Annotated in this window: 12 protein-coding genes; 2 read left to right on the top strand and 10 right to left on the bottom strand. The window is 62.3% G+C overall.

Annotated elements, in window-relative coordinates; all coding sequences use genetic code 11:
• Positions 1-169: 169 nt before the first annotated feature.
• Complete coding sequence (locus RBB18_RS13185) at positions 170-1,741, bottom strand: BapA prefix-like domain-containing protein (RefSeq protein ID WP_306121252.1); 1,572 nt, start codon at positions 1,739-1,741, stop codon at positions 170-172.
• A 295-nt stretch (positions 1,742-2,036) separates the two neighbouring features.
• Between RBB18_RS13185 and RBB18_RS13180 the strand changes: the two genes are divergently transcribed.
• Together RBB18_RS13180 and RBB18_RS13175 are read left to right on the top strand one after the other, a co-directional pair.
• Positions 2,037-3,974: a hybrid sensor histidine kinase/response regulator gene (locus RBB18_RS13180; RefSeq protein WP_306111270.1), complete on the top strand. Its 1,938-nt coding sequence runs from the start codon at positions 2,037-2,039 to the stop codon at positions 3,972-3,974.
• 172 nt (positions 3,975-4,146) lie between these two features.
• Positions 4,147-4,803 carry a response regulator transcription factor gene (locus tag RBB18_RS13175; protein WP_245890588.1) on the top strand — a complete coding sequence of 219 codons (657 nt, stop codon included), beginning with the start codon at positions 4,147-4,149 and terminating at the stop codon, positions 4,801-4,803.
• Here the strand turns inward: RBB18_RS13175 and RBB18_RS13170 are convergent.
• From RBB18_RS13170 to RBB18_RS13130, 9 genes are all read right to left on the bottom strand, one after another.
• A complete protein-coding gene (locus RBB18_RS13170) occupies positions 4,794-5,261 on the bottom strand; it encodes a hypothetical protein (RefSeq protein WP_103765060.1) in 468 nt (155 codons plus the stop codon). The genes RBB18_RS13175 and RBB18_RS13170 overlap by 10 nt on opposite strands.
• A 717-nt stretch (positions 5,262-5,978) precedes the next feature.
• Positions 5,979-7,232 carry a BamA/TamA family outer membrane protein gene (locus RBB18_RS13165; RefSeq protein ID WP_170067276.1) on the bottom strand — a complete coding sequence of 418 codons (1,254 nt, stop codon included), beginning with the start codon at positions 7,230-7,232 and terminating at the stop codon, positions 5,979-5,981.
• 153 nt (positions 7,233-7,385) lie between these two features.
• A complete protein-coding gene (locus tag RBB18_RS13160) occupies positions 7,386-8,558 on the bottom strand; it encodes an HlyD family efflux transporter periplasmic adaptor subunit (RefSeq protein ID WP_103765062.1) in 1,173 nt (390 codons plus the stop codon).
• Positions 8,555-10,690 carry a type I secretion system permease/ATPase gene (locus RBB18_RS13155; RefSeq protein ID WP_274592332.1) on the bottom strand — a complete coding sequence of 712 codons (2,136 nt, stop codon included), beginning with the start codon at positions 10,688-10,690 and terminating at the stop codon, positions 8,555-8,557. The genes RBB18_RS13160 and RBB18_RS13155 overlap by 4 nt, the downstream gene beginning before the upstream one ends.
• A gap of 27 nt (positions 10,691-10,717) precedes the next feature.
• On the bottom strand, positions 10,718-12,058 hold the full coding sequence (locus RBB18_RS13150) for a TolC family protein (protein WP_103765064.1): 1,341 nt from the start codon (positions 12,056-12,058) through the stop codon (positions 10,718-10,720).
• 207 nt (positions 12,059-12,265) lie between these two features.
• Positions 12,266-14,710 (bottom strand): hypothetical protein, encoded by a 2,445-nt coding sequence (locus RBB18_RS13145; protein ID WP_306111269.1) that lies wholly within the window; start codon positions 14,708-14,710, stop codon positions 12,266-12,268.
• A 381-nt stretch (positions 14,711-15,091) separates the two neighbouring features.
• A complete protein-coding gene (locus RBB18_RS13140; protein ID WP_103765066.1) occupies positions 15,092-16,573 on the bottom strand; it encodes a tripartite tricarboxylate transporter permease in 1,482 nt (493 codons plus the stop codon).
• A gap of 26 nt (positions 16,574-16,599) precedes the next feature.
• Positions 16,600-17,115, bottom strand: a complete 516-nt coding sequence (locus tag RBB18_RS13135) for a tripartite tricarboxylate transporter TctB family protein (protein WP_274592336.1) — start codon at positions 17,113-17,115, stop codon at positions 16,600-16,602.
• A gap of 95 nt (positions 17,116-17,210) precedes the next feature.
• Positions 17,211-18,167 (bottom strand): tripartite tricarboxylate transporter substrate binding protein, encoded by a 957-nt coding sequence (locus RBB18_RS13130; RefSeq protein WP_245890589.1) that lies wholly within the window; start codon positions 18,165-18,167, stop codon positions 17,211-17,213.
• Between the last annotated feature and the right edge of the window lie 96 nt (positions 18,168-18,263).

Genomic DNA, 18,263 nt, shown 5'->3' with positions numbered 1-18,263 from the left:
TATCAGACGACCTTAAGCACTAAAAGTCAAGCCATGACCGCGCCATCAAAGGTAATTTTCCAGCGCCCGCTGCCGAAGCCCCGGACAGGCCGGGTCGGTTTCAGTCCCCCGGAATAAGGAACGCCCCACCAAAAGGCGGGGCGTCAAGGTGCCGATCCGGCAAGGCGGATCAGATGAGGGAGTCTTCTCCTCCGAGAAGACCGCCGAGCAAGCCGTCATCTCCTCCCAGCAGGCCATCGGTCAATCCCCCGAGCAGGCCGCCGGAGCCCGATGGATCTCCGTCCGTCAGCAGAACGAGATCGGTCGCTTCCGCCACGACCCCTTCGTCGCCGATCACTTCACCGAGAACACCGTCGTTTCCAGTCACATCACCCAGCACGCCACTGTTCCCGGTCACGTCGCCCAACAGGCCGCCATCGGCAAGTGCCGGATCGAGCAATCCGTCGCCCTCGCCACCGAGCAATCCCCCGGTCAGGCCGCCGAGCAGACCATCATCACCTGTGACGCCACTCAACAGGCCGTCGCCCCCGGTCACGCCGCCTAACAGGCCCTCGTCGCCGCCAAGCAGGCCACCCAGCAGACCCTCCTCGCCGGTCACACCGCCCAGCAGGCCATCGTCGCCGCCAAGCAGGCCACCCAGCAGACCCTCGTCGCCAGTCACGCCGCCCAGCAGGCCATCGTCGCCGCCAAGCAGTCCACCCAGCAGCCCCTCGTCGCCAGTCACGCCGCCCAGCAGACCCTCGTCTCCGGTCACGGCACCCAGCAACCCATCGTCGCCAAGCAGCCCACCGACAAGACCGTCCTCGCCCAGCAGGCCGCCTGCCAAGCCGTCAGTGCCCAGAAGACCGCCCACGGGGCCGTCGCCCCCCAGCAATCCGCCTGCAAGGCCGTCTTCGGCCAACAGGCCACCGACAAGGCCGTCTTCCGTCAGCAAGCCGCCGACCAGTCCGTCCTCCGTCAGCAGGCTACCCACAAGACCGTCCGGTTCGACAAGGCCAGAGGTCAGTCCCGTCGTCCCGAGCAGCCCGCCCAGAAGGGATTCGTCCCCCAGCAATCCGTCCGTCACGCTGTCCAGCGGGTCGTCCGACATCGAACCGTCACCGATCAGTCCCGCGCCCAGCAGGGAACCAACAAGACCGTCACTGCCGGTGACCGCACTCAGCAGGCCGTCGTCGCCGACAAGCGTGCCCAGCAAACCTTCCGAGCCGGTGATCGCGCCTAGCCCGCCCTCGTTGCCAGTGATTGCGCCAAGAATACCATCGTCAGCAATAACTGAATCGAGCACACCGGTCGTTTGCTCCGGCTCGGGATCTGGATCCGGGTCGGGATCGGGATCAGGGTCCGGATCGGGGTCAGGGTCCGGATCAGGGTCTGGATCGGGATCGAGCGCCACGCCGCCGTCGCTGTCGTCCAGGTGCGACGCCAGGGCAACACCCCCGATTCCCGCCCCGGCCGCCAGCCCTGCCCCGAGACCGTTCATCCCGAAACCCTCGCCTAGGCCTGCAACGGCTTCCTCGCCCATCACGCCTTCAACGCCACTATAGCTGCCGTCCGCGTAAATAAGGCGATGCGCCTCTCCGTTCGCGGCGCCGCCGTAGAACTCACTGACGCGGATGGTGTCTCCATTCGTCAGTTCGACCATCAGGTCGTCGCCGGACCGCGTGAATCGGCTTACGCTGTCTTTGTTGACCGAAATTTGAACGTTCACGGCGTCACCCGCCATCTGTCCACTCGTCGCCATATCTTACATCCTTTTAAAAAGGCCCCCTGAGGCCAGAATCACAAACTTAGGATTGCCCCCACGGCAATTTAACTATCAAAGGTATGTATCAGATAAAACCTTTTGTCTAGTTTTTATATCCTTCAGCGTTGCACCTTTGCCAGTTTCCGAAGAACCTCACCAAAAAGTAGGCGCACATGTTTCTCGGCGCTGGCCTTTCGGCAAGATTGCACGCGACAGATCCGGCGGCTCCGCATAAGGTCGCAGTGCCTTCGATCCGCCATTTCAACTATCTTACCGGGATGAAAGCACGCGCATGACGTCCGACACGCCCAGGTCATCCAGCAAGCCGGTGTTCGGCATGCGACCGGTGATCCAGACAATCGCGCGCATGATCGCCACGGACCGCCGCGCGTCTCTGCTGGCCAGCGACAGCGGCAAGGTCCTCCTCGCCAACCCGCCCGCGCAACGGCTCGGCCTCAACCAGGCGGCCCTGCGGGAGAAGTTCGATTGGCCTACTCTGTGCACGCAGGCCTACCGCGCCGGCAGCACTGCAGCCTCCCTTTCGCTCGGCACGATGGAGCTCGAAGGAGAGGTGGTGCATATTTCCCTCGGCGCGCGCGACGGCTACCTTCTGCGCCTGGCCGAGAACGACCACGAGGCGTCTTGGCTGCGCAATCGCTCCCGCTCGGCCACCCTGCTGCGCGTCGCGCACGACCTGCGCACGCCAATTCAGTCGCTCGTGGCAACCGCTGAAAAGATGATCGAGACCGAGCACGCAACCGAAGCGGAAAGGAAGCAGGACCGCGATCAGTTGAGGCACTCTTCAGAGGTCGCTCTCGACCACATCAGCAACGTTCTCGGCGTCATTCGCGGAGACCAGAGCCTGGCGGGAATCCGCCCTGACGAGACCTTCAACATCACCGAGGAACTCAGGTCGATGCTCGTGGTGATCGGCCCGATCGCCCGGCAACGCGGCCTTGAACTGAAACTGCGACTCGACCCGCACGAGGATATCTGGGTCCACGGGCCGGTGCAGTTCGTGCGCGCCCTGTTCCAGAACGTGATCGACAACGCGGCCAAGCACGGCGGCACCGAGGTCGAGATCAGCCTGACCTGCCGTGCCCTGCCCTCGACCGACGCCACGGACGACAGCCTCAGGATATCCCTGACCGTCAAGGACCTTGGCGGCGGCCTTCCCGAAGACCAGAAGGCGCGTCTGTTCAAGGCCGTGGGTCAGACCAGGTCCCTGGGCGGTAGCGCCGCCAACCCGCCCGATCGACCTTCGGCCGGCCTGAACGTGCTGGCCCATGCCCTACGTCAGCTCGGCGGAAAGCTTGACCTCGAAGACCGCCACGTCCGGGACGACCCGGACGGCGCGGTGACCGGCACCATGATCGAGGTCACGTTTCCCATGCTGAGGGGCAAAAGGGAGATTCCCCCCGAAGCATCAGCACACCAAGCAGGGACCGAAGACAGGGAACTGTCCGGCATCGGCATCATCCTCGTCGAGGACAGCCCCTCGAGCCGTGACTGGATCGGACAGGTCCTCAGAATCGCGGGCGCCCGGGTCTGGGCGGCCGGGAACGGGGCCGAGGCGCTGTCGCTGCTGGACTGTCCGGACGTTCGGGACAAACTGAACCTCATCATCACCGACATGACCTTGCCCTATATGACCGGTGTCGAATTCGCACATCGCGCCCGTAAAGAGATCAGCGTGCCCTGGACCGGCCCGATCATCGCCCTGACCGCGCATGTCGGCCAGAAGATCGTCGATGCCTGTCACGCCGGCGGCATCGAGAAGGTCCTCGAGAAGCCCGTACGCCCCGCGATCCTGCGCGAAGTCATCCTGAATGTGATCGACTCCAACCGCGCGGATGGCGCCGACGCGGCACCCGCGGCCCTTACGTCCGCCAGCGCACCGCAGGAGCAGCCAATCCCGCTCAACAGCTACATCGTCAACGACCTGCTAGAGCAATTCGGGAAGTCCGGAGCCATCTCCTTCATGCAACGCGCCCTCAACGAGGCTTCCGATGTTCTGTCCCGCCTGCGCGACGACGGCATCGGCCCGGATACGGGCCGCATGTTACACGCGGCCACCGGAGCGTGTACGCTGACCGGACTTTCGATGGTCGAGGCCGCACTGCGGGCCTTGGAGCTAGCGCTGGAGAATCAGCAATCAACTGAACCGGGCATCGGTCAGCTAGAATCCGCGATAGTGGAGACGAAAGCCGCTCTTGAAAGACTTGATTGAGAGTCTTCTGCATTCCAGAGTCTCAAAAAGCGCACACTTCCGCGCGTATCGTATTTGTGACATGATTTTCTTTATGAAGCCTTAGTTCATTGCATGTAAACGTCGCCGCCATCGCGCCCGGTGGCGCATCAGTGATGCCGAAAGGCGAGTAACAGCGTAGAGGAAAAAGCACGTGACGACAGCTGCATCATCTGGAAGTTTCCAGACGTCGATCATTCGTGTGTTAATAGCCGATGACCATGCATTGGTGCTCGAAATGTTCGAGCATTTCTTTTCCAACTTGCCCGGTTTCGAGGTCACCACGGCCCCCGATCTCGATACGGCCCTTTCGATCATCGATAGTGAAGATCCGTTTGATCTGGTCCTCGTGGACCTCAACATGCCCGGGATGGACGGCACCGAGGGTCTTGCCCGGGCGATGGAAGCGAATGGCGGTCGCCCGACCGGCCTTCTCACCAGTGACCCGGCGGCACAGGTAATCTCGGAAATTCTTCAGATGGGCAGCTCCGGCGTGATTCTTAAGACCGCCTCGCTCAAGGACTTGGCCAACGAGATCCGCTTCATGGCCGCGGGGGGCCGATATGTTCCGGTCGAACTGATCGACCAGCAGCGGCTCAAGTCGCGCGGCACCACCAAGGCCCCGCTGTCGGATCGCGAGATGGACGTTCTCGGCCTTCTGACCGAAGGTCGCCCGAACCGCGAGATCGCCGAGGCGCTGTCGCTGGCCGAGGCGACGGTCAAGATGCACGTCAAATCAATCTGCACCAAGCTGGGCGCCAGCAACCGGACGCAGGCGGTCATCGTGGCGCGCGACATGAATTACATCTGACGTCCGTCGGCGGCCGCGCGCGGGCGGCTTGTGTCCGGCGTCTGCAACGCGCCGGCGATTGCCCCGGCATCCGGGGCCGCCGGCAACGTCCGGTCGCACAGCCCAAGCGACACCAGCACCGAGTCGCCCTCGGACATCTCGCTTTCGACCGCGACGATGCGGATATCCGGATAGATGCGGCGGATCTGCAGGCAAATGTCGGCGGCATCATCGGGAAAGCCGAAGAAATCTTCGTCTACGATCAACACGTCCAGCGGCGCCTGGCACTTTCTCAAAAGGCCCATCGCGCGGTCCGAATCCTCCCCGCGCAAAAGCCACATCCGAAACCCCTGCCCGGGCCGGCTCAGCTCGTAGGGCAGATGGTCCCAGTCGAGAAAGGCCAGGACCCGCCGCTCCTCCTGCTGGGGCTTTCCGGCGACGGGTATCGCGGTTTCCATTTCAAAATTGTGCAGCAGCATGAAACATCCCCTCCGAAATTCTCTGTCACGAACCCCACGCGAGGTCTTTGACCGCTCCGGAACCAACCCGGGAAATCCAGTCGACGGATGTTGATGTCGGCCTGTTCTTTCGATCAGTACACGCAGAAATGGCAGCATCCGGGTTCACACGCAGCAGCCCGATGACATCCGCGCGCAGGCAGCACGCGCTCTCCATCTCGACTTCGGTGCGGTGAAAAATGCGGTCAGCAAGACTGGGTGCCGAAGAGGGCCCATATTTCGCCCGAGCGGATCGAAGCCATTTCATCCTAATATCAACATCCCTGAGGCTTCGGATCGAACCGAAACCAGATAAAAATTATTCCCGGCGTCTTGTAAAAACGGCAGCTTTTCAAACACCACGGACTACATACTTTTTATACCATGGGCGTACTTTTGCCTAGTTAATTTATTTCCAATACACTCTTTAGTATACACCACTTGAGATGTCGGTCGCATTCCAGCGTGCAATCCCCTTGTATAAAAGGGTTCGGATACTGCCGTAAATCCAGGCACCTCGTGTGCCGTCCAACGCGCTGAGCGCCCCGGCAAACGGAACGGCCCGGCGCGTTCCTGCATGCGGACACGCTGACAACGTCTTGAAACTCAGGATGATTCGCACGCCAGGCTACGGCTGCATGCCTTGCCCCGGACAGACAGTTTCCGTCCTTGTATCTCACCGCCGCCGCTGTCCCGTAATCAGAACCTCGTGGTCAGGCTCAGACCAAACAATTGTTCCTTGTCGCCCGGCTCCTTCTCGACCGGTACGGCGACGAACACCGACACCGGCGTCTCACCCACTTCGAAAGAGACCGACATCCCCACGGAACTGCGTTGATGAAAACTGTCATCGATCGAGCCGCCAAGCGTGTCGTCAAGATCCCAGACCCCACCGGTCTGCCAGAACACTCCCCCGACCAGCGGCGCCTCGAACACGTCCTCCAGGTTTCGCTGCAATTCAATGGTCGATAAAAGGTAATTCTGCCCGCCCAGTGCAGCCCCCTGGTCGCGCGGGCCGATCCCCCGGGGCGCAAAACCGCGGAACCCGTTGGCGCCGGAGGCGAACCGGTCGATCGCCCGGGTCGGATTGCTGCCCAGGCTCGAAACCTTCCCCGCGTCCAGGCCGAAGACAAGACGCATCTTCGATGTCAACGGCACGTAGGACCGCGTTTCAAGCCTGAAATCCGACAGACGGTCGCTGGTGCCGATGTTCCAGAAGTAGTGATCCACTCCCACGCTGTACTCCATGGAAGACCAGCCGGTCTCTTCCGCGGTCAGCGAACTGTGCTCCAGTCCCAGCCGCAGGTACGGCGCCTCGATGCCCGACGTCCGTTCTTTCAGCAACAGCGCGCTGGTCGCCGGCGCCACGTCGTAAAGCCGGTGATCCCGGTACCCCAGCCCGGCCTCGAGCCGCGTCGTGTCGTTCGGCGTCCAGGCCAAATAGGCTTCCGCCTGATAGGTTTCCTGCGAAAACGCGTTGTCGTCATAGGACGTGTCTTCCCAGCCCGCCTTGAAACCCAGGTCGATGGAATCACCGAAGACGTCCGCACGATAAAGCCGTCCCAGCACGCGCCTGACATCCTCGTTCACTTCCAGGCGGGCCGAGCCGTAAGTGTCGGGAAAGAGATTGTACCGCTCAAAGAACAGGCCGGCGATCAGACCGTCATCGGATGCATATGCGATTGATCCCTCGATCCGTCCGGGACGCGTGTTCAATTCCTCGACTTGGATCACCAGCGTGTCCCCCTCGGGGATCAGCGCGACACTCTCGAACACGCCCGTCGACATCAGGCATTCCTCGATCGCCCGCAACTCAAGCTCCAGGTAAGGCACGTTCGGAACTGCGCCGCAGGTATCCTTTATGTCCTGTTCCGGGATGAATTCCGCACCGCGCACCTCGACCGTGTCAAACGTCCGGACCGATTGCGCAAAGGCCGCCGGTGTCAGCGACATCAAAAAAGCGAAGAAAACGGCAAAACATAGGCGTGCCCCCGGACATCGCCGGGAAGAACTGGTTTCTGGCGGCAGCATATTCGTCTTTCTTTTCAGTAAGCCATCACGCGGCGGCTCCCCTGCCGCACGCTTCGGCCTGCCCCCTCCGGGCGTCTATCTCAGCCTAGCACGGGTCAGCGGCCGCGTCAGGTAACTCAGGATGGAACGCTTCCCGCTTTCGATATCGACCTGCGCGACCATCCCCGGACGGATGGCGTACTCCTCGCCGAAGCTCTCCAGGAAGCTGCTCTCGGTCCGCACCATCACCCGGTAGAAATCCTGCATCCCCTGCGCGGTTTCCTCCTCGACCGTATCCTCGGAAATCTGTTCGACAACACCAAGCAGGTCGCCATACGTCGCGAAATCATACGCCGTGATCTTGACGCTCGCCGGCATCCCTGGCGCGACAAAGGCCACGTCCTGCGGCTTGACCTTGGTCTCGATCAGCAGTTGATCGTCGGTCGGGGTGATTTCCATGATCGGCTCGCCCGGCTGTACGACGCCGCCCAGCGTGGTGATCTTGATGTTGTTCACCCGCCCCGACACCGGCGACTTGATTTCCGTCCGCTGGAACTCGTCGCGCTTCTGGATCAGGTCCTGCCGCAAGGTCGTCAGCTTGGCGCGCCGCGTGGCAAGGTCCTTGTAGGCTTCCTGCACATAGGCATTGCGCACCTCGTTGATCTTCCCGTCCAGCTCGGCCTTCTGCTGGCGCAACTGCAACAGGTCGATCTGGCTGACCGAGCCGCCAGCCGCCAGCGGGCTGGTGATGTCGATCTGACTCTGGACCGTCTCGCGCTCCTGCTCCAGCGACGCCAGCGAGGCATCCAGCTTTTTGCGCCGCGCTTCAAACAGGCGCAATTCGGTGGCTTCGGTCTCACTCGGGTTCGGTCCGAAATCCAGTTCTGGCACTTCCAGAACCTCCGATTCCAACCGCTTGACCTCTGCCGTCAGCGCGGTGATCTCGGCCTGGGTCGAATTGAAGGCCGTCTCCGACCGCGTCGGATCAAGCCGCGCGATCAGCTGCCCCTCCTCCACCATGTCGCCTTCGCTGACATGCAGCTCCGACAGGATACCGCCCTCCAGACTCTGGATCGACTGCAAGCGCCGCAAGGGAACCACGCGTCCATCGCCGCGCGTAATCTCGTTGATTTCGGCCATCGCCGCCCAAGCCACGGCGATGATCAGCGAAAGAACGACCGTGCGGATCACCCAGCGCGCCCGCCGTAGCGTCTGGCGACGATAGGTGCCGTCCAGGTGGCTCGTGGTTTCCAGGTCCGCGTGGCTCATGTCACTGCCTGCACCGGTTTCTTCTGTGCCGTGTTGGCGCGTGCCGCGTTCAAGATCTCCAACAGGTCACCGTCACGCGCGACCCTTCCGTCCTTGAGAACCAGCGCCCGTTCCGTAAGCCCCAGAAGCTCGCGCTTGTGCGTGGCGATGATCGTCGTGCGCCCCTTCAACCACTCCTTCAGATAGCTGATCACTTTCGCCTCGGTCACGTGGTCGAAGGCAGAGGTCGGCTCGTCCAGCAAGACCAGCTTGGGATCCTGCAGCAGCACGCGGGCCAGCCCGATGGACTGCCGCTGGCCGCCCGAGACATTCGCGTTGCTCTGGATCTGCAGGTCGAGACCCCGCACATGTTGCCGGACAAAGGTGCCAAGCCCCACCGCGTCCAGCGCCTCGAGCAGTTCCTCGTCCGAATGCAGCCCGTGGTCGAGCAGCAGGTTCTCCCGCAACGTCCCCTGGAACAGCGCGACGCTCTGCGGCAGGTAACCGATCTGGCGCCGGCGATCGATCGGGTCGACCTGGCTCAGCGCAAGGTTGTCGACCAGGACGCTCCCTGCCTGCGGATCTGTCAGACCGGCCAGCAGTCTCAGCAGCGTGGATTTCCCCGCCCCGTTTCCGCCCAGCATTGCAATGCGCTCGCCCGCGTCGATCTTCAGTTCGGGAATGGCCAGCACGGGCGGCGCCTGCGGATCGTGGCGGAACACCACATCCTGGATGTGGTAATCGCCCCTCATGTCCGTGGCGCGTACGAAATGACGGTCCGTTGGCCGTTCGACCGGCAACGCCATGATCTCGTTCAGACCTTCCATCGCCGCGCGCACCTGCTGCCATTTCGCCAGCAGGCCTGCGACCTGCCCCATCGGGGACATCGCGCGGGTGGACAACAGCGTGCAGGCGATCAGGCTGCCCACGGTCAGTTCGCCGGCGCTGATAAGGTAGACGCCGACAATCACCACACCGGCATAGGCCAACCGCTGCACCGTGCTGACCAGCTGCGTCATCAGCGCGGTCAGGTTGCGGGTCTTGACCGCCGTGGTCGCCATGGTCGCCGTCAGCTGCGCGTGCGACCGCTGCAGCCGGCCCTCGGCCCGGGCCGCCTTGACCGTCTCCAGATTCGAGATCGTCTCCAGCAGCAGGCCGTTCAGCGCCGCCGCCTCCCTGGTGTTCTCGCGCGAGGCGTTTGCCAGTTTCTTCTGCATCAGCAGCCCCGGCAGCACGGTCAGGATCACGCCCGCCAACACAACCAGTGCGATGGGTCCGCCGATGAACCAGATCACGCCAAGAAAGATGATCACGAAGGGCAGGTCGCAGATCGCCGTGACGGTGTTCGAGGTAAAGAACTCCCGCACCGTGCCGAAATCCCGCACCTGGTTGGCAAACACCCCGGTCGAGGCAGGCTGGTTGATCAGCCGCATGTTCGCGACCTTGTCAAATAGCTGTGCCGACAAACGCAGGTCCAGGTCCCGTCCTGACACGTCCACCAGCGATGACCGCATCAGGCGCAGAACCAGCTCCAGAACGATGGCGATCCCGACACCGCTGGCCAGGATCCAAAGCGTATCCATCGCGTTGTTCGGCACCACGCGGTCATAAACCTGCATCGAGAACAGCGCCGTGGCCACCGCAAGGATATTTGCCGCCATCGAGGCGATCATCACGTCGCGATAGATCCACCAGTTTTCCCAGACCGGGCCCAGCAACCAGTGCCCGCGCCCTTCTTTCTTGCCATCCAGGCGGCCCGACACGATGTCGATGGGTTTCGAGATCAGGACCCTGTCGTCGCGCAACCGGTCCAGTTCCTCGGCGGTCCAGACGGCCCTGCCACCACCGGATTCCGGAAGAATGACCTTGGCCCGACCCTCGTTGTAGGCCTCCACGATGACCGTGCGGCCGTTCTTCAGGAAAACCAGGACCGGAAAGCTGTGCTCCGGCAGTGACTGCAGCGGCTCGCGGGTCGTCCGGCAGCTCATGTTTGCCCGCCTCAGAGCCAGCGGGGCAAGGTCCGCGGACAGCTGGCTGCCTGCCTCCCGCGGAAGCCCCTCCGTCAGCTGTGCCGAAGAGGTGGTAACGCCCTGGATCCGGCACAGCTGCAGCAGCCCCAGTACAAGCGGATCGTGCATTTCCACGTCAGTCATTGCGTTCTTCCCTGATTGTTCTGCCCGTCATCTTGCAACCGTGCCCGCCGACAGCATCGTGCCAAGGACACCAAGCTCCTTTGCGGACTCGTACTCGGTCCTCTTTCTCTCGTCATAGGTATCGATCTCGTCGATCTGCGCGTCGTAAAGGTCACGCCCCGTGGTCAGCAGATCCAGGATCTCCCGCTGTCCCGCGATGAACTGCTCTTCGTACGAGGCCAGAACCTTTTCCGATTCCACCAGCTGCGCCGCCTTCGAGCGTTCGCTCGTCCGCAGCAGCTGCAGCCGCTCCAGCGCGGTCGTCGTAGTGTTCAGCAACTCGCGCTCCACCCCGCGCATCGAAGCCTTTGCACCTTCCAGCTCCAGCCGCGCGCTCTGGATTTGTCGCTGACCGAAGCCGCGCGAATTCAGATCGACCCCGGCCGAGATTCCAAGCGCGGTCTGCGTATCTCCGCCATTCAGGTCCGCGCGCCCCTGCGCCTGCAGGTTGATAGTGGGAAAGCGCTGCGCCTTCGCGGTATCGATTCCCGCCTCGGCCTCGGCCACCTCGGCCCGGGCCGCAGTGTATTCCGGCGCGATCCGGATGGCGGCCCGGATCTTCTCGACCGTCCCGTAGTGCTGCGCAAACCCGATCGATGGCGGCGTGCGCACATCGCCCAGCGGCCGGCCCACCAGATATTCCAGCTGCGCCAGCGCAATCTGCCGGTTCGCCATGAGCTGCGACATCTGCTCTTCCGCCCGCGCGATCTCCAACCGGGCGCGCGCGACCTCGCTGTTATCGCCGACACCGCCCCTGGCACGGTCCTGCGCCTGCCCCGCCAGGCGACGGGAAAAGCTCATGTATTCGCGAGTATAGGCAATCTTGCGATCCAGCACCTCGACATCAAGGAAATAGCCCGCGATCTCGAAGGACAGGTCCTCGACCGCCATCTTCAGGTCCGCCATCGCCTGCACCCGCACCTGCGAGGCCTGCTCGATCTCCGCCTTCGTCTTTCCCCAGTCGAAAAGCAGCTGCGTGACGCTCAGCACCAGGCCGGGCCCGTCGCTGGCGGTCGTGCTGGTTTCACCGGACAGACTGATCGCAGGAAAATACGCGTCGCGCGCGGCATCGATATCCACGCTCTTTATCGCAACCTCCTGCCGCAGCGCCTCGACGCCCGGATCCGTCTGCGCAGCCAGCAGAACCGCCTCCTGCAACGACATCTGCGCCCGCGCCGGGCTGGCAATGGCAAGAATGAAAAGGAAAGACAGGGCAATGGCCGCAACTGGCCAGTTCAATGCATCGAAGACCGCCACCGCGGAAAAGCCCCGGTCATTGCTTTCAAAAGCACCCACTCTACGAAATAACAGCTCGCGCTGCTTGCTCATACCAAAACACCACTAGCGCCGACCCCTGCAAAAAGGACGGCACCTCCCTGAAATTCAACCCCCACACTCAGCCACGTTACACGATTCAACCGCAAAAGAAAGATCTCCTACAGCCGAAAGAACTACAAATAACAATTAGCACCAAATTGGATGTAGTGCACCATACTTTTAAGTCTCAATAGAACAGAGCCCGTTGGTTGTGTTCTATCAGACGCTGTCGTCTTGGCCCGAGAACAGGTCATCCAGAAGCGTACTGTCCGCATTCATGCCACCGGCAGCGTCGGCGAACAGGCCGCCCATATCGGCCAGCAGACCGCCAACCTGCGAAACCCCGCCATCGGCATCCGCATCGCCCAGCAGGGCCCCGATCACGTCGCCGTCCCCGCCGGTGACATCCGCGCTCGCAGGCCCGAGTATCTCGCTCAGAAGGTCGTCGACCTCGCCATCAGCCAACAAGTCACCGCCCGTCCCAACCAGCGTGCCGGTCAGGCTGCTGTCACCGACAAGGCCGGCAAAAAGGTCGTCAAAGCCATCGATCTCGCTGTCGGGGACCTCGACACCGAACGTGTCGTCGTCCCCAAGGAGCCCGGCCAGGACATCATCCATCCCGTCGAGCGAAATGTTCCCGCCAATCTGCGTCAGGTTATCGGGCAGATCCGCGATAACATCGTCACCCGCTCCGACAAGGCTGTCGAGAAAGCCATCATCTCCCGACTCTTCCGCAATGTCCTGCGGTACGTCCGTGTCAGCGTCAGAAACCGTGTCCGGTCCGGGCTGGGGATCAGTAGCACCCGCGCTCGCGTCCAGCACGTCAGATGCACCAGCCTCCGCCGAGGCGTCATCCGCGCTGTCGCCTTCCCCGGCGCCAGACGCGGCAACATCATCCGCACCTTCATCGATGACACCATCATCGCCGATATCGGCGTTATCGCCATCGGCTCCACTGTCAGCAACCAAGCCGGACAAGCTGCCAAGCAGCCCTGCGCTCCCGGTCAGCGACCCCAGAAGACCACTGGCACCCGTACCGGACTCGTTATCATCCGAAGGCGCGGCATCATCGTCGCCGCCACCTGCGGACACAGCATCACCATCGGAATCGTCTTGTCCGTCGTCGTCGCCATCCGTATCCGAGCCGTCGGCCAACTGGGCATCGGACGTATCTGCGCCATCATCGCCGCCCGCTACCAACAAGCCGCCCACCAGGCCGTCTTCGCCCAGTACGCTGCCCAGCAGACCACCGGAACCGTCACCAGTTGAATCTGCGTCGTCACTGCCATCCGCACCCGCACCGCCAGACCCAGACGCCGACCCGCCACCAGACTCGTCTGCGCCATCATCGCCGCCCGCACCCAGCAGGCCACCAACCAGACCTTCGTTGCCAAGCACGCCATCCAGCAAGCCGTCGGAGCCGGAGCCGTCGCCGGACCCGTCATCGCCACCGCCGGATCCCAGCACACCGCCCAGCAGGCCATCATCGCCAAGCACGCCACCCAGCAAGCCGTCGGAGCCAGAGCCGTCGCCGGACGACCCATCGTCGCCACCACCGCCCAGCCCAAGCAGTCCGCCCAGCGCGCCGTCCTCTCCAAGCACCGACCCGAGCAACCCGTCTGACCCAAGCAGGTCGCCCACCACAGGAATATCTCCGACGATCTCATCCACAAGGCCGTCGTCACCGATCAGGTCCTCGACGAGGCCCGGAACGACCCCGTCCTCGCCCAGCAGGTCATCGACCGCGCCATCGCCGAGCACCGGGCTCAGGATACTGTCCAGCACGCCCTCATCCCCGACCAGCGGGTCCAGCAGGTCGTCCACGACCCCGTCTTCGCCAAGGATATCCGCGACCAGTCCCTCGTCGCCGAGCACGATATCGATGGCGCCTCCAAGGTAGCCGTCCTCGCCCAGCAGGTCTTCCAGCACGTCGAGGTCCAGCAGGCCACCCTCGCCGACAACGGTACCGATCACATCGTCAATGACACTTCCTTCGCCAAGCAGGCTGTCCAGGATACCGCCTTCACCGGCAATCGCGCCCAACAAGCTGTCAACGACTCCGTCCTCGCCTAGAACCGGGTCAAGCACCGGATCGAGGACCGACCCCAACAGGCCGTCCTCCTCGTCCGTTGGTTCGATCTCGACATAAACGTCCGGCGGCTCGGTGGGGGCCTGAGCGCGCGGGATACCGGACTCTTCTTCGTCGCCTTCCGCCAGCATGGCAGCGGCGGACTCGGCGGCCTCGCCGGCATCCTCGATCTCTGACGTGCGGCCCGAAGCGGCGACAGGTCCGGACGGCGGAAGCTCGGCAACCTCGACCGGCGGTTCCGACTCCGGCTCCTCCACGATCTCTCCTGAAGACGCCTGCGCCATCACTTGCAAATCGGGCGCTTCGGGTACGGTCTCGACATCCTCGACCATGATGTTCTGACGTTCCTCGGTGCGGACCGCCTCGTCCGGCACCACGGCCTCGCCACTTTCGGTGGTACGCGCCTCGGCCCGGCCGCTCTGCAGGACCAGACCCATGCCAATGGCGCTGGCCGCGGCCCCGTTCAGGCTGGACAGAGGCCCCTGCCGATAGGACTCGGGCACACTCACCGAGAAAGACGGCGTACCGTTCTCTCCGACGCGCTCAACCGATTCGTGCTTACCCTTTTTCGCCACCACGCCCTCAGGCCTCCGAGTGATCCCGCACCGCCTGCAGGCACTTACCTGCAGGCGTCACAAGGAACATTATACAAAAGCAGATAGAACTACTACACACTACACCACTTGGCAGTATACAGCGAAATGCAGTGGAGAAAAGCATAATTTAGTATGTTGGATACATCCATTAGGTAAATTCGGCCCCCGACAAGCTCTGAACCACCACATTGCCGGCCAAGGGAAATGCTCGAGCACTTAACCTATTCGACTCTAAGTTATTGTTTTAATTTTGAATTTTTGACGCGCATCCATCGCCACCAACTGCGATATACATACTTTAGCATATAAATTACACTTAGGTCCGTGGTCGGGCTCGCTTGGTGACCCCTACCTGCACGATCAGCTCTTCGGTTTTCTGAACTGCCCGTAGAAGCCATAGATCAGGGACAACAGGCTGAAGGTCAGCAAAACCGCTGTGATCGGACGACTGATCATATCGATCACATTGTAATCGGTAAGCAACAGCCCCTGTCGCAGGCTCTTCTCGGCGATGGGGCCCATGACCAGACCGATTATCAGCGGCGCAATGGGATAGCCGAAGCGCCGCAGGCCAAAGCCCACCGCCCCGAAGACCAGCATGATCGCGACATTCCCAACGTTGTTTTCCAACGCGAAGACGCCGGTCATGCACAACACCACGATCGCCGGACCGACAAGCGTGTAGGGAAGATCGAGAATGCGTGCAAAATACCGGGCCGCGCGCAAGCCGAAAACCAGCATCAGGATATTGGCGAAGAACATGCCGATGAATACCGAATAGACGAGATCCCGGTTCTCGGTCATCATAAGCGGTCCGGGGATGATCCCGTGGATTGTCAGCCCGCCAAGCATCACCGCGGTCGTGGCACTGCCCGGGATGCCAAGCGCCAGCAGAGGGATCATCGAACCGCCGACAGCCGAGTTGTTGGCGCTTTCGGGGGCCGCGATTCCCTCAGGTTCGCCGGTGCCGAAGGCGCGGGGGTTCTTCGACCAGCGAACAGCCTCGGAATAGCTGATGAAAGCGGCGGTGGTCGCTCCCACGCCCGGCAGCGCACCCACGGCCGTGCCGATGGCCGACGACCGCAGAAGCGTAAACTTCATCCGCATGAACTCGGACAAGCTGGGCAACTCGGTCGAAACATTCTTGATCACCTGCCCCTCGGTATTGCCCTCGGAATAGCGCTGCAGCACCTCGGCCATGGCGAAGATACCGATGATTGCTGGAACAAAGCTGATACCCGAAAGCAGCGTGGCGCTGCCGAAGGTGAAGCGCTCTGTCCCGGTGATGGGGTCCAGCCCGACCGTGGCGAGCGCCAGACCGGCCAGACCGGCGATCAGCGCCTTTGTCGTCGAACCCGAACCGATCGAGGAGATGGCCGTCACCCCCAGGATGGCCAGCGCGAAATATTCCGGCGGGCCAAAGCTGAGCGCTGCGCGGGCAAGTGGCGGTGCGGCGAACATCAGCACCGTCGTGCCCAGAAGCCCGCCGATTGCCGAGGCGGCGAGAGCCAGGCCCAGGGCCCGACCCGCCTGCCCCTTACGCGCCATCGGGTAGCCATCTAGCGCAGTGCAAGCAGCCTCCGGGCTGCCCGGCGTGTTGAACAGAATCGCCGAAATGGAGCCCCCGAAGGTCGATCCAACATAGACGCCGCCCAGAAGCAAAAGTCCCTCGATCGGCTCGAAGACAAACGTGAACGGGATCAGCAGCGCGACACCGACGATCCCGGTCAGGCCGGGGATCGATCCGAAGGCAATTCCCCAGATCACCGCGAAGATGATCATGACGAAAGAAATTGGCGAGCCCAGCATGTACAGCAGAGCGTCCGAGAAACCTTCAAGCATGGTACGTCCTTTCAGTTACCCGGCGCTCAGAACAGATAACTGCTGAGGCTATAGAAAAACCCGGTTCCGCGCGGCAGCGGCAGCGACAGTCCGTAGGAAAAAAAGCCGATGAGCACGGCCGTGAAGACAGGCGGAAAGATCAGCTTCACCACCCGGTTGCGATAGGGCAGCAGCGGCAGCGCACAATAGAGGAAGGCAAGCGTTGCGATGGCAAAGCCCACGATCTGCAACGCCCAGAAATACGCGAGTATGAGTGCGGCCATCAGGGCGGTCAGAAGCACCTGCGCCGGGGCGCGGCTGTCGGCCGCGCTGATGGCCTCGGCGCCCTCCGCGGTGCGGGCGCGCCACAGGCGAAGCCCCAGTTGCGCGATCTGCAGCAGGCAGAGCAACGCGATGCCGCCCAGCACCCATTGCGGCCAGGTGCGCGCATCGACCGGGCGCGGCACGCCGATGAGGCGGATGGCTTGCGTAGCGCTCAGAAGGTAGAGCGTGCCAACGAGCATCCCTACAGTTACGGCGAGCTCCGTAAACGTCTCTTTCATGGTTCCTCACTGTCGGAAAGACACCTGCCGGTCAGGCAGCGGCAATCATTGACTGCCGCTGCCATGTTTTTCCTCTGCGTCCGGCGCAAGCCGGGTCAGATCTGGCCCAGCGACTTCAGCACTTCGGTATATACCTGGACCTCGTTTTCCAGGAACTCCTGGAACGCCTCGGGACCAATCAACTCCGAGCGATATTGAAGGCCGCTCTGCTCTTCGATCTTCTTGTAGCTGTCGGCATCGACAGCCTCCTCGAAGATGCTGTAGAGTTTCTCGGCCTTTTCCGGTGCCGCCTCGGATGCAATGGCGACACCGCGCCAGCGACCCAGGGTCACGTCATAACCCAGTTCCTCAGCCGTGGGCACGTCCGGCAACACTGGCAGACGCTCCTCGGAAAAGACGACCAGCGGGACAAGTTCATTCGACTCAAGCGCGCCGCGGACAGGGCCGTATTCCTCGTAAAGCACGTCGATATGACCGCCCAGCACCGCCGCCATCGCTTCGGATGACTTCTCGAACGGGATCAGAGTCAGTTCAGCGCCGGTGGTCGTGTTCCACAGGCCGGCCAGCATCGCGTCAAAGCCGGCAGCGCCGGTGACGCCCAGTTTCAGGTCGCCCGGATTGTCCTTGAGATGCGCAATCAGGTCCTCGATGTTCTGATATTCGCTATCCGGGGCCACATAGAACAACCCTTGGTCGTACTGGATGCGTGCGACGGGCTGGTATTTCGACAGGTCGATCCGACCGAGCGCGTGATTGATGACCTGCTCCGGGCCGATCGCCATCAGGCTGCTACCATCGCCCGGGCGCTGTTCGAAATTGACCGAGGCCGGGATGCCTGCCCCGCCCGAAACCGAGATCGGCACGAGCGACGCGCCGGAGATACTCTTGAACGGTTCACCGATGGCACGAATAAAGCGATCGGTGCCGCCGCCGGGCCCGAACTGATGCACCACTTCCATGGAACCCGAGGGATAATCCTCAGCGGTTGCCGAGATCGGCGCAAGGGCCGTACCGGCGGCGAGGCCCAGGGCCATCAGGGTGCGTTTAAGCATGGTCTGTCGCAATTGTTCTCTCCTCCCTAACAATTGATATATCAATAGCATGTGCTTTATATACCAATCAAGGTTTAAAACTCGTAGCATGACCCG

The sequence above is a fragment of the Roseovarius sp. MMSF_3298 genome, from assembly GCF_030733705.1.
Taxonomy (GTDB): domain Bacteria; phylum Pseudomonadota; class Alphaproteobacteria; order Rhodobacterales; family Rhodobacteraceae; genus Roseovarius; species Roseovarius confluentis.
This window is presented reverse-complemented; position numbering and strand designations above follow the sequence as displayed.